General features: G+C 36.2%; 11 protein-coding genes and 4 tRNA genes. 3 read left to right on the forward strand and 12 right to left on the reverse strand.

All coding sequences use genetic code 11. The features are described from left to right. Positions 1-92: 92 nt before the first annotated feature. The 7 genes from HNR69_RS07685 to HNR69_RS07715 form a co-directional block, all read right to left on the reverse strand. Positions 93-167 (reverse strand) — tRNA-Gln (locus HNR69_RS07685). A 46-nt stretch (positions 168-213) separates the two neighbouring features. Then, positions 214-288, reverse strand: a tRNA-Gln gene (locus tag HNR69_RS07690). Between the two features lie 27 nt (positions 289-315). Beyond that, positions 316-400: transfer RNA gene (locus HNR69_RS07695), tRNA-Leu, on the reverse strand. Between the two features lie 5 nt (positions 401-405). Beyond that, positions 406-482: transfer RNA gene (locus HNR69_RS07700), tRNA-Met, on the reverse strand. A gap of 160 nt (positions 483-642) precedes the next feature. Beyond that, positions 643-2,799 carry a bifunctional 23S rRNA (guanine(2069)-N(7))-methyltransferase RlmK/23S rRNA (guanine(2445)-N(2))-methyltransferase RlmL gene (gene rlmKL, locus HNR69_RS07705; protein WP_075294361.1) on the reverse strand — a complete coding sequence of 719 codons (2,157 nt, stop codon included), beginning with the start codon at positions 2,797-2,799 and terminating at the stop codon, positions 643-645. Between the two features lie 46 nt (positions 2,800-2,845). Next, complete coding sequence (gene msbA, locus HNR69_RS07710; protein WP_041605303.1) at positions 2,846-4,594, reverse strand: lipid A ABC transporter ATP-binding protein/permease MsbA; 1,749 nt, start codon at positions 4,592-4,594, stop codon at positions 2,846-2,848. A 51-nt stretch (positions 4,595-4,645) separates the two neighbouring features. Next, positions 4,646-7,072, reverse strand: coding sequence for a DNA internalization-related competence protein ComEC/Rec2 (locus HNR69_RS07715; RefSeq protein WP_075294360.1), 2,427 nt, complete (start codon positions 7,070-7,072; stop codon positions 4,646-4,648). 298 nt (positions 7,073-7,370) lie between these two features. Here HNR69_RS07715 and dksA point away from each other — a divergent pair, with 298 nt between their 5' ends. The 3 genes from dksA to folK all read left to right on the forward strand — a co-directional run bounded on the left by dksA (position 7,371) and on the right by folK (position 9,956). After that, positions 7,371-7,808, forward strand: a complete 438-nt coding sequence (gene dksA, locus HNR69_RS07720) for an RNA polymerase-binding protein DksA (protein WP_012340641.1) — start codon at positions 7,371-7,373, stop codon at positions 7,806-7,808. 301 nt (positions 7,809-8,109) lie between these two features. Continuing rightward, on the forward strand, positions 8,110-9,483 hold the full coding sequence (gene pcnB, locus HNR69_RS07725) for a polynucleotide adenylyltransferase PcnB (RefSeq protein ID WP_232451468.1): 1,374 nt from the start codon (positions 8,110-8,112) through the stop codon (positions 9,481-9,483). Continuing rightward, on the forward strand, positions 9,480-9,956 hold the full coding sequence (gene folK, locus HNR69_RS07730; RefSeq protein ID WP_012340643.1) for a 2-amino-4-hydroxy-6-hydroxymethyldihydropteridine diphosphokinase: 477 nt from the start codon (positions 9,480-9,482) through the stop codon (positions 9,954-9,956). Before pcnB ends, folK begins: the two co-directional genes overlap by 4 nt. 97 nt (positions 9,957-10,053) lie before the next feature. Here the strand turns inward: folK and nagA are convergent, their stop codons facing one another. The 5 genes from nagA to moaC form a co-directional block, all read right to left on the reverse strand. Next, positions 10,054-11,202, reverse strand: a complete 1,149-nt coding sequence (gene nagA, locus HNR69_RS07735; RefSeq protein WP_012340644.1) for an N-acetylglucosamine-6-phosphate deacetylase — start codon at positions 11,200-11,202, stop codon at positions 10,054-10,056. Between the two features lie 12 nt (positions 11,203-11,214). Next, positions 11,215-12,021 carry a glucosamine-6-phosphate deaminase gene (gene nagB / locus HNR69_RS07740; RefSeq protein ID WP_012340645.1) on the reverse strand — a complete coding sequence of 269 codons (807 nt, stop codon included), beginning with the start codon at positions 12,019-12,021 and terminating at the stop codon, positions 11,215-11,217. A 231-nt stretch (positions 12,022-12,252) separates the two neighbouring features. Then, entirely contained in the window at positions 12,253-12,705 is a 453-nt protein-coding gene (moaE, locus tag HNR69_RS07745) for a molybdopterin synthase catalytic subunit MoaE (RefSeq protein WP_075294358.1), read from the reverse strand. Continuing rightward, the gene (moaD, locus tag HNR69_RS07750) at positions 12,706-12,951 is read right to left on the reverse strand and encodes a molybdopterin synthase sulfur carrier subunit (RefSeq protein ID WP_075294357.1); all 246 of its coding nucleotides are present in this window, start codon (positions 12,949-12,951) and stop codon (positions 12,706-12,708) included. Positions 12,952-12,972: 21 nt separating this feature from the next. Further along, positions 12,973-13,449 (reverse strand): cyclic pyranopterin monophosphate synthase MoaC, encoded by a 477-nt coding sequence (gene moaC / locus HNR69_RS07755; protein ID WP_075294356.1) that lies wholly within the window; start codon positions 13,447-13,449, stop codon positions 12,973-12,975. Positions 13,450-13,456: the final 7 nt, after the last annotated feature.

Raw genomic sequence — 13,456 nt, forward strand, 5'->3', positions numbered from 1 at the left:
ATTAAGAAGTTAGCAAACAAATAAAAAAACATATAAAAAGTAAAAGCAAAGAACACAATTTCTGTAACAAGATGAAAAACCGAAAAATAAGATGGCTGGGGTACTAGGATTCGAACCTAGGAATGCCGAGATCAAAACCCGGTGCCTTACCGCTTGGCGATACCCCAATAGATATTCTAAATCTGAATTAACTAAGAAGTGCTTAAGATAGTATGGCTGGGGTACTAGGATTCGAACCTAGGAATGCCGAGATCAAAACCCGGTGCCTTACCGCTTGGCGATACCCCACCAACTAAAGACTTGCAAGCTAATGAATGGTGCGGGACGAGGGACTTGAACCCACACACCTCGCGGCGCCAGAACCTAAATCTGGTGCGTCTACCAATTTCGCCAGTCCCGCAAACATGGTGGCTATGACGGGATTCGAACCTGTGACCCCAACATTATGAGTGTTGTGCTCTAACCAACTGAGCTACATAGCCATATTATTTGCATTACCCTCATCGGCTTTGCGGGGCTAATTATGCTGATATATACCTTACTCGTCAACTATTTTTTAATGTTTTTTTTGATTTCAGTGTTGTTCGCATATAGATTATACAATTCAGATAAAAAGCATCTTATGTTGTTTTTAATAACCGTTTATGATTGATGTCGAATAATCCAACAATTATGAATTTGTTTATTCCGTTCAAAATCTAAAGGTAAAGTTTTAGCAGAAATTTCTACCGCACTTAACTCTAATTCTTGCAAACCGTCTATATCCATTTTAAAACCTCGTTTATTATTGGAAAAAACGATAGTTCCATTTGTTCGTAGGATACGCTTTAGATTTGCCATTAACTTAATATGATCACGTTGAACATCCCAGCTATCTTCCATTCTTTTAGAATTAGAAAATGTGGGAGGATCAACAAAAATCAAATCGAATTGACGATCACATTTATTCAACCACTGCAAACAATCCGCTTGAATTAGTTTATGCTGTTTACCTTCAATATCATTTAACAACAAATTCTGTTCTGCCCAATTTAAATAAGTATTTGACATATCTACCGTGGTTGTTGATTTTGCCAACCCCAACGCAGCATGAACCGTTGCAGATCCTGTATAAGCAAATAAGTTAAGAAAATCTTTCCCGACAGCCATTTCTCCCAGCATTTTACGGGTCAAACGATGATCTAAAAATAACCCTGTATCCAAATAATCAGTTAAATTTACCCATAATTTTGCACCATATTCATGCACATAAAAATACTCTCCCTTATTAGCGAGTTTTTCATATTGACTGGTGCCTTTTTGTTTTTGACGTACTTTTAAAATTAATTTATTCGTTTCAATACCTGTTACCGATAAAATAGCACTTACAGCATCCAATAAACGCTGACGAGCTTTATTTTCATCAACATTTTTAGGTGCCGCATATTCTTGTACTATAATATGATCCGCATAGCGATCAACCGCCAAATTGTATTCAGGTAAATCGGCATCATATAAACGATAAGCATCCAGTTTTTGTTGATTAGCCCATTTATCAATTTTCTTGATATTTTTACGTAAACGATTAGCGAAATCTTGTGCAACTTGTGTATTTTCCGATACAAAAGTCAATGTTTTTTCTTGCGAATTTTCAACCGCACTTTCTACCTGTTTACGAACAGCAATATGGTAATTTTTTTGGACACAATCTAAAGGACCGTTTTTTGCCTTAAATTGACGATACGCACGTAAACGTAAACAATCCAGCAATGCAGGTTCTCCACTAAAAATTGAAACGTTCCAATCTGCAAACTCTGTTTTTAATTGACGACCGAATACAGAATATAAAGCAATTAAAGCCGGAGTAGTGCCTAATCTTTCACCATAAGGCGGATTACAAATCACTGTTCCTATTTCTTGTTCAGTTGGATTTTTCAATCCTGCAACATCACCTTGTTGCCATTTAATGAGATGTGAGACCCCTGCATTTTGAGCATTTTTCTGTGCTTTCTTCAATACTCGATGATCCAAATCAAAGCCCCAAAAGTGCGGTGTTAATTTTCGATTAAATGCCTGCTCTGCAAGCTCAACCGCCTCTTGCTTTACTTTTTCCCATACAACTTGATTATGACCTTTCCAAAAATCAAATCCCCAATGTAAACGATGTAATTGTGGTGCTATCTGAGCTTCCATTTGTGCTGCTTCAATCAATAAAGTACCGGAACCGCACATAGGATCAACAAGAGGTGTCCCTTTTTCCCAACCGGAGCGTAAAACAATTGCAGCAGCTAATGTTTCTCTTAAAGGTGCTTTCCCTGTATCTTCACGATAACCTCGCAGATGCAACGCCTCTCCGCTCAAATCGAGAGATACAACTAACTCATCTTGATTTAAATAGGCATGAATACGAATATCGGGATACTCTTTATCCACATTTGGACGTGTTTTTCCATGACGCTCAAAATAATCTACAATACCGTCTTTAACACGCATTGCACCGAACTGAGTATGGCGAATTTCTCTATTAGTACCGTTAAAATCTACCAAAAAAGTGACTCGTTCATCAAAATGAGTCAACCAATTTTGTCCAACAATAGCAGAATATAAATCTAAATCACTATAAATTTTTGTTGTAATAAGCGGTAACAAAATCCGAGAACTCAATCTTGACCATAATAAAATGCGATACTGCGTTTCATCATTCGCAATAAAGTGAACTCCACCTTGTACAACTCGACATTCTTGAGCACCAAGATCCGTTAATTCAACTTTTAAAAGTTCTTCAAAACCACGTGACGTAGTCGCAAAAAGTTGTTTCATTCTATCTCTCTATAAAGTAAAAATTGGGCGAAAAGCCCAATTAACATTAATGATTAAATTGCGTGCTATGTAGCTGTTTATAAGCACCATTTAAGGCTAGTAACTCTTGATGAGAACCTCGCTCTTTGATTTCACCCTGCTCAATCACTAATATTTCATCTGCTTTCTCAATAGTTGATAAGCGGTGTGCAATAACCAATACTGTTCTATCTTTCTGCAAAGTTTCCAAAGCGGCTTGGATTGCACGTTCCGACTCTGTATCTAAAGCAGAAGTTGCTTCATCTAAAATCAAAACCGGAGAATCTCGTAATAAGGCTCGAGCAATAGCCAAACGTTGACGCTGTCCGCCTGATAAACTCGCACCGTTCTCACCAATCACGGTATCCAAACCATTTTCTAATTTTTCGATAAACTCCATAGCATAAGCCGCTTCAGCCGCTTCAATAATTTGCTCACGAGTACATTTCTCTGTAACTGCATAAGCAATATTGTTAGCAATAGTATCGTTAAACAAATGAACTTGCTGTGAAACAACCGCACAATGTTCACGTAAATTTGCCAAAGTATAATCTTGGATATTCACCCCGTCTAAAGTAATTTTACCTTGTTCAACATCATAAAAACGAGTAACCAAGTTGGCTATAGTCGATTTACCTGAACCGGATCGTCCCACTAATGCAACGGTTTTACCTTGCGGAATAGTGAAAGAAATATTATTCAATGCCGGATGTTCTTTTCCACTGTAACTGAAAGTAACATTTTCAAACCGCACTTCCCCTTTAACTGTATCTACAACATGTTTCCCTGTATCCTTTTCAGTTTCGAGATCTAATAATGCAAATAAAGTCTGACAAGCCGCCATTCCACGCTGAAATTGTGCATTTACGTTAGTTAAAGATTTTAGTGGTCGCATCATAGCAAGCATTGATGAAAAAACGACAGTAAATGAACCCGCACTGAGATTTTGTGTCATGATTTCCGGTAGCGTTGCCAAAAATAAAACGGCAGCAAGTGCAAATGAGGCTATTATTTGTACAACCGGATCGGAAATTGCACTAGCTACCATAACTTTCATGCCTCTACGACGCATATTATTACTTACTTGATCAAAACGCTCTTCTTCAATTTTTTGTCCGCCAAAAGCTAAAACAACTTTATGGCCTTTTAACATTTGTTCTACTGAAGAGGTTAAATCTCCCATGGAGTTTTGTAAATTTTTTCCCAATTCACGAAATTTTTTTGACACTATACGAATGATAATCGCGATAATTGGACCAATAATAAAAAGCACCAAAGCCAATTGCCAGCTGGTATAAAACATGACCGTGAGTAAAGCTATGATGTAAGCCCCCTCACGTACAATTGTAACTAGCGAACCTGATGAAGAATTTGCTACTTGTTCACTATCATAAACAATACGTGACAGTAACCTCCCTACCGAATTCTGATCAAAAAAAGTAACGGGCATATACATTAAATGCCTAAACAATCTACGACGCATCACCATCACAACTTTACCCGAAACCCAAGCTAGACAATAAGTTGAAATGAAATTGGTGACCCCACGAACAAATATTAACAAAACCACCACAATAGCCATTATTCTCAAGAGCGAATTGTCAACTTTACCAAAACCTTCATCCAACACCGGTTTTAACATTTGGATGAGTGCCGCATCAGCTAAAGCATTAAATACCAATGCTGCAGCAGAAGCAATTAAGCCTAATTTAAAAGGTGCTATTGTTGGCCATAGCCGTTTAAATGTTTGTAATGTAGAAAGATCTTTATCTTGCATATTCATACTTCTATCGTAAAAAAATTGAGTGGCATTATACATTTATTTAAATTACAAGCCAATTAATCCTCTATACCAAGGGCTAAACTCTGTCCTTGCGGTTTGAATTTGAATATCTTTTCCTTTAAATGTTAAACGGATTTGGCCGGAAATGGCCGTATTATAGACCGCACTTTCAACCGCATTTAAGCGTTTGACGACATCTTGATGCGGAAATCCCCACGGATTCCAACGTCCACTGGAAATTAAAGCAATTTTAGGCTGAATATGCTGTAGTAATTTCTCACCGGTTGACGTTTTACTACCATGATGTCCGACCTGTAACACATCAATCTTACCCAAGTCAGACAAAATTTTATATTCAGTCGCCACATCAGCATCTCCTGTTAATAATATTTTATGCTGTCCATCTGAAATTATCAGCACACAAGAATCCGGATTATTGGCTCTCATCACAATTTTACTTGGCGATAAGGCTTCAATATATAACCCCTGCCAATGCCATATTTTTCCTTTTTGACAAGCAATATGCGGTCTATTTTCTGGAGAATTCTCGTACTTTTTTAATGAGGGACTGATAAACTCAGCATTAGGATAAGCTTGGAAAATATCTTTTACTCCACCTGCATGATCATTATCATCATGACTTAATATAACTTTATCAAGAATAATACCCTGTCTTCTTAGATAAGGAATAATCTCAATTTTTGCCATACTACCATTTTTCCAGCTTGCTCCCGTATCATACAAAATTCCATGTTGATTTTTTACCAATAAACTTGCCAATCCTTGACCAACATCTAGAGTATCAAATTGCCATTGTGTGTTTTTTAATCGCCCTTGTTCATATAGCGAAAAAAACCACAGACATAAAAAAATAACAAACATAGCTGAACTGACCACCATACCATATTGATATTTTTTATGTGAAAAACCGTCCGAAAAATTCAACCGTATAGGGTAAAAACTTTTTTTTCTAACTTTTCTCAATAAAGATAAATCATCGTCGGTTGAACACTTAATAATCCATTTACAGCATAAGGTGAAGAGCAAAGCTAATATAGCTGAAATAAAATAGCTTTCTGCAAGAGAAATATTGATCCACTGATTTGGTAACAGCTTTAACAATTGATTGATCCATATAGCAAGCTGATTAGCTATATTCCAACTATTTAACGCACCTTCCGTCAGTACAGCAAAAAGAATAAGTGGAACTAACAAAAAACTGAACAAAGGCAACAATAATAAATTAGCCCAAAATCCATTTAAGGCAATACCGTTAAAAATTAAGAGTTGGATAGGTGTAAAAAACCACAAAAGCCCAAATTGCAAATGAAAAAGACCGATAAAATACCGCACTTTTTTCAAGGAAGATTGTGCCAAAGGCTTTTCTTTCCATAAAAATAAATTTAGCGGTATCCATTGATACCACATGATCAAACAACCTACCGCTCCGATTGATAGCCAAAAACTGGCTGACAATAACATAAATGGATTAAGTATCAGTAAAACACAAATAACCCGCAAAAATAGTTGCCAAACATTATAGGAAACTCGACATATACGACATAAACAAACTATAAATAAAGCGACAATCGCACGAAAAGTAGGAATTGAAAATCCCGCCAATTCTGCATAACAGAATGCTAAAAAAAGCCCTAATATTAAAGGAAAATAAGGTTCAATATAACGAGTAGGGAATAATAATTGAATAGCTCGCCCTAATGTAAAACCGATGAACATAGCTAACCCAATATGCAACCCTGAAATTGCAATTAAATGTGCGGTATTGGTTTGTTGATAGAGTTGCCATAATTCCTTGTCTAGCCATGCTCTTTCACCAAAACCCAATGCAAGCAATAAACCTTGTGAAACTAAATTGGAAGTTTGTTGTAAAGCTTGATTCAGTCGAGTAGCTCGCCAAGAAAAATCCTCACCAATTTTCACCGCACTTTTTACTGTGGCATAAGCTGTAATTTCTTTTGCTAAATACCAGGTTTGACGATCAAATCCTCCTATATTTAATCGAGAAGAAATCGGACGAATGTGCATATTTACTTGCCAAATTTCACCAACTTGAACTTCTTGCTCAGTACGCCAATTTAAATAAATTCGCTGTGTTGGCAAAGATGAGGTGAATTTTCCTTCTGCGATCACTGCTTGATAGTCTTTCTGCTGAATAATTTCAGCTATTTTAACGTTAGTTTGTACTTTTTTAGGTAAGCGGGTAATATGCTCACTTTGTTCCAACAAGTTTAATGCTTGATAATGAAAAAATCCCAACCCAAGAACAAAAATGAAAAATAGCTTTAGAACACAGCGAAAAAATACTGCTTTAACACCAATATATCCTAACCCAAGAACAAGACATAAGATCAATATCCATTGCCAATTCAATAAAAAAATACGAGGCGAAATTAGCAATGTCATTGCACTCGCTAAAATAACAAAAAGGTAATGATCAAGGTTGAATTTCATTGATAAATTGAAGATTAATTAATTCTTAATCTACAATATGAAAAAAATACCCATAAAAACCAAGTCAGATAAACTTATCTTGGAATACAAATCACAAAATCAACAAAATAATAGAAAAAAATGAAGAGTTAACATAAATTTATTTGCTTATTTGAGCAACTTCTGATATTTATAGCGCCTTTAAAATCAGCTGTTCCATTTTTTGGAGTTTTTGAACAATCATAACCAGTTTGCAAAGTGCTTTCTTAAGTTACAATCAATTGTAAGCCACAGAATGAATAATTATTAGGAGATTTAAATGTCTAAGTCATCTTTAAGTTTATTAGTGCTCGCCGGCGTTGACCCTTATAAAGAAAAAAAAGGCGAAGAATATATGAACGATGAGCAACGTTCTCATTTCAGAAAAATTTTGCAGGCTTGGCAAACACAAATTCAGGAAGAGACATCTCGTACTGTAGCACATATGCAAGATGAAGCTTCGAACTTTCCGGATCCTGCTGATCGTGCAACACAGGAAGAAGAATTTAGTTTGGAGTTACGTGCGAGAGATCGTGAACGTAAATTAATGAAAAAAATTGAACATACATTGAAAAAATTAGAAACAGACGATTTCGGTTATTGTGATTCCTGTGGTGTAGAAATCGGTATTCGTCGCTTAGAAGCTCGCCCGACAGCAGATCTTTGTATTGATTGTAAAACGTTAGCTGAAATTCGTGAAAAACAAATGATCGGTTAACCAATTGATCAAATTTGGATAATGTAAAAATAAATTTTGGAAACGTTTTTTGATAGTTGGTTTGTTAGCTTAAAAGAAATTTTAGAACATAAATCAATTGTTAGTGTTCATACGAATAAAGTGCGGTCTTCTCTGCCGCACTTTTGAATTTTTATAAAACCACAAGATATTAAAAAAGGGGTTTATTATTTTAAAATTTATTCAAAATCTGTTAAGAAAAAAAAATAAAGTAGCTAAATTACCAAGCTCAAATTTGCCTCTAACAGTTTCTACTTCAAAACATAAAACTATCTCTCAGGAAATGCGAACTGAGTCGCCTTTTATTGCAACAAAACAGCGATCGATACACAAAAATCAACACAATAAATATGTTGTCAAGGCGTCTCAATACGGAATTATGCCACGTATGATCAGTCGTAATGCACTGTCAGTTGTAGAAAAATTACATCGTAATGGTTATGAAGCTTATATTGTTGGCGGTTGTTTAAGAGATTTATTATTAGGCAAAAAGCCAAAAGATTTTGATGTTGCAACTAATGCTAAACCTGAGCAAGTTCAAGCTATCTTTCAACGACAATGTCGTTTAGTGGGGCGTCGTTTCCGTTTAGCTCATATTATGTTTGGACGTGATATTATTGAAGTGGCAACATTCCGTGCAGCACACTCGGACAATCATAATGAACGCCAAGCAAAACAAAATAATGCCGGTATGCTATTGCGTGACAATGTTTATGGAACTATTGAACAAGATGCCGAACGCCGTGATTTTACCGTCAATGCCCTTTATTATAATCCGCAAAATAATACATTACGTGATTATTTCAACGGCATTGAAGACCTCAAAGCCGGAAAGTTACGTTTAATTGGCGATCCAGTTAAACGCTACCAAGAAGATCCTGTACGCATGCTTCGTTCTATTCGTTTTATGGCAAAACTGGATATGTTTTTGGATAAGCCTAGCCAAGAACCTATCAAAAAAATGGCTCATTTATTAAAAAATATTCCTCCGGCAAGACTTTTTGACGAAAGTGTAAAACTTTTACAAGCGGGTTATGGTATAAAAACTTATCAGTTGTTACGTGAATATGGATTATTTGATCAATTATTTCCCACGCTTACACCTTATTTCACCGATAAAGCGGATAGCTTTGCAGAAAAAATGATTATTACCGCTCTTACCTCTACAGATGAAAGAGTTGCCGATAACTTACCAATTAATCCTGCCTTCTTGTTTGCCGCTTTCTTCTGGTATCCGCTAAGAGAGAAAGTTGAAATACTCAAAAATGAAGGTAGTTTCAATAATCATGATGCTTATGCTCTAGCAAGTAATGATATTTTAGATGCTTTTTGTACCGCACTTGCCGCACCACGTCGTCATACAACTGTCATCCGAGATATTTGGTTTCTACAGCTTCAACTGCTTAAACGCACCGGTTCTGCTCCGATGCGAGTCATGGAACATGCCAAATTTAGGGCGGCATTTGATCTCCTCGTTATGCGTGCACAAATAGAGGGGGGTGAGGCAATTGAATTGGCAACTTGGTGGCATGAATATCAACTTAGTAACCAAGATCAACGTGAAAGTTTAATAAAAGAACAACAACGCCTTAATCCGAAACCGAAGAAGAAATTTTATCGTTCAAAAAAACATCGGAAATCTACGCTATCATCATGAAGACTGTTTATATCGCTTTAGGAAGTAACCTTGATACGCCTATACAACAACTAAATCTGGCACTAGGTTCATTAGCTCAACTCAAAAGTTGTAAATTAAGTGCGGTAAGTTCTTTTTATCAAAGTAAACCTCTTGGTCCACAAGATCAACCGGATTACGTGAATGCGGTTGCTTGTTTAAAAACCGAATTAGATCCCATAGCCCTATTGGATCAATTACAACATATAGAAAACCAACAAGGACGAGTGCGGTTACGTCGTTGGGGTGAACGTACTTTAGATTTAGATATTTTGTTATATGGCAATGAAATTATCCAAAATGAACGCTTAACAATTCCTCATTACGATATGAAAAATCGTGAATTTGTTATCATTCCTCTTTATGAAATTGCACCACATCTCATTTTACCTCATGGCGAAAAATTAGCGGATATAATGCTCAATTTCACTCATCATCAAATGCAAAAATTATAAAATTTAAGGCAAATATCATAATATTTGCCTTATTTGCTGAACTAATTTTCAACTTAAACATTGTTGAATTTTTTTTCGAAGGATTTGACGTCGTTGACTATAAATTACAATAAGTTTTCCACTCACCATTCACTGCGGTACCAATCACGTTAAATTGATTATCAAAGACAGTTAAGTTTGCAATCTTGCCCACTTCAATCGAACCTAATCTATCATCAACGCCGATTGCACGAGCCGGATATAAATTACACATACGTAAAGTTTCATCTAGAGGAACTTCAACATATTTCACCATATTTTCTACCGACTCTATCATAGTGACCGCCGCACCGCCTAATGTACCATTAGCGTCATAGCATTTTCCATCTCGCACATAGATTGTTTTTCCAACAAATTGAAAAGATTCAATATTGGCTCCGGCGGCAGCTGTCGCATCAGTCACAATACAAAGTTTATCGCCTTTCAACTTTTTATCCAGTTTGATATTTTCAAAACTCACATGTAAACCATCGGCAATAATACCGCTATAAATATCACTATCTAATACTGCACCAACGACACCCATTGCACGTCCGGAACTAATTGGCGACATAGCATTATGTAAATGTGTTGCAAAACCTGCTCCTAGTTGAATAGCCTTTTTTGCAACTTCATAGCTTGCATTGCTGTGTCCTAAAGAAACCAAGATCCCATTTTTTACAAACTCAGGAATATGTTTTGCGGTTGGATTTTCTGCTGCTAAAGTAATTTTGGTAATGACATCCGCATTATCACATAAGAAAGATTTCATCTCGGGCGTAATTTCTCGAATATATTCATCACGATGCACACCTTTACGCTCAACACTTAGATAAGGTCCTTCTAAATGCAAACCCAATGCTTGATTTTGATATTTTTCCAAATAATCTCGCATGACTTGCACCGCACTTTTCATCCCTTCATCAGGTGAAGTGATAAAAGTCGGAAGATAGCTTGTCGTACCGGAGCGTAAATTCGTTTCTTGCATAATCTCTAATGTGCGGACACTAATATCTTCATTAAACATTACGCCCCCACAACCATTTAACTGCAAATCAATAAAACCAGCGGTTAAATTATTACCTTTTAAATCAATACGTTGAATTTCATTACATAGCTGTTCTTCGGAAACAATGGCTGAAATTTTATCGTTTTCAACCACTACTGCATGTCCGTACAGCACTTCTTTAGCCGTATAGATCACACAATTTATAAAGGCATATTTCATTTTTTCGTCCTTTTAATCAAGCACGCTATGAATAGCACGTTGTTCCAGTTCAGTAAAATACTTAACCGTTTTTACTTTTAATTCTTGTGTTGCCGGTTCATCACAAACAAAAATAGCATGACGATGTAATTGCAATGCACTAATTGTCCAAAAATGATTAACATTTCCTTCAACACCAGCTTGTAAAGCCAAGGCTTTATTATGTCCTGTTACCAACAACATAACTTCTTCCGCATCTAATAAAGTTGCAACTCCAATAGTAAGTGCATATTTAGGCACTTTAGTTACATCATTATCAAAAAAACGAGAATTGGCAATTAATGTATCTTCTGTTAATGTCTTAATTCGAGTACGAGAGGCAAGAGAAGATGCCGGCTCATTAAAGGCAATATGCCCATCAACCCCTACACCGCCCATAAATAAGTTAATCTTACCGTAAGATTTAATTTTCTCTTCATAACGGCGACATTCTTCATCATGATCATCTGTATTCCCATCTAAAATATTAATATTTTGTGGCTGAATATCGATGTGATTAAAGAAATTATTATACATAAAAGAATGATAACTTTCAGGATGTTCTTTAGGTAGACCTACATACTCATCCATATTAAAAGTTACAACATATTTAAAACTCACTTCCTCCGCTTGATACAGTTTAATTAACTCTTTATATGTCTGTAATGGCGTTCCTCCCGTTGGTAAACCTAGTACAAACGGACGTTCTGCAGTAGGAGCGAATGTATTAATACGGTCAACAATATATTTTGCAGCCCATTTACTGACTTGTTGTGCTGTTTTTAATGGAATTAAACGCATAAAATCACCTTAATTATTTCAATATTGTCATGTACAAAATGAAGTGTTATTTCAGAAATAGAATAATAAATAAAATTATACACTAAATCTAATAATAATTAGCCTATTTCTTAAAATAGTGATCTCAATCACAGATAAATAACCGCTACATTTGGATTGTTCCACATTGTGAAACATATTATTGAGCAACATTAATGGTGTCGGTATAAAGGATAATATAAACCTTTTGATTTACCATTTTTCCAACGCTTGTTGATCGGATTCTCGATGTTCAATCCAACGTGTACCTTGGCAAGTTTGTTCCTTTTTCCAAAAAGGGGCTTTGCTTTTTAAATAATCCATAATGAATTCATTAGCCTGATAAGCATCACCTCGATGAGCTGTGCTGACACCCACTAAGACAATTTCATCACCCGTATTTAACAAACCGACACGATGCACAACTGCAACTCGATAAAGTTGCCAACGTTTTTTTGCCTCGACAACAATTTCCTGCAAGGCTTTCTCTGTCATTGCCGGATAATGTTCCAAATATAAACCGGAAACCGAATCGCCTAAATTCATCTCTCTTACTTTACCGATAAAAATAACCGCAGCACCTACGCTATGAGGCTCGGTCAACCATTGGTAAATTGCATTTTGATCAAAATGTTGTTCTTGAACGGAAATTTTAATATCTGTCATTTATCCTCCCGTAACAGGTGGAAAAAATGCAATTTCATCTCCGGAACGAACCGCACTTTCCAACGGTTTAAGCGTTTGATTAATCGCAACCAATAGCTTCCCTTTCTCTAAAGCTAATGCCCATTTATCACCTTTTTGGCTGAGATGTTGACGTAACTGCTCTGCTGTTGCAAATTCCGCTTTAACGTCTAATTCATCAACACCGATTAACTCTCTCGTTTGTGCAAAAAATAATACTTTTAACATCTTTATAAATTCACTTCTTGTCTATTCAGCAATAAAATGCCCTGATTTTCCACCGCTCTTTTCAAGTAATCTAACCTGTTCAATAACAATGTCTTTTTGTACTGCCTTGCACATATCATAAATAGTTAATGCAGCAATACCGGCTGCTGTTAATGCTTCCATTTCAACGCCGGTTTTTCCACTTAATTTACATATACTTTCAACACGAACACTACTTATCTCAGGAAGTGCGGTCAAATTTACTTCAACTTTTGATAATAACAATGGATGACACAAGGGAATAAGTTCCCAAGTACGTTTTGCCGCTTGAATTCCGGCTATACGTGCAGCAGCAAACACATCACCTTTATGATGTTGCCCTGACAGGATCATGTCCAATGTTGCCGGCGACATTCGAACGAATGCTTCCGCTCTTGCTTCACGAACAGTATCTTGTTTAGCAGATACGTCTACCATGTTCGCTTCACCTTGATGATTGATATGCGTAAATGTTGTCATATTTTCC

It is taken from the genome of Histophilus somni, from assembly GCF_014202395.1.
In the GTDB taxonomy this organism is placed as follows: domain Bacteria; phylum Pseudomonadota; class Gammaproteobacteria; order Enterobacterales; family Pasteurellaceae; genus Histophilus; species Histophilus somni.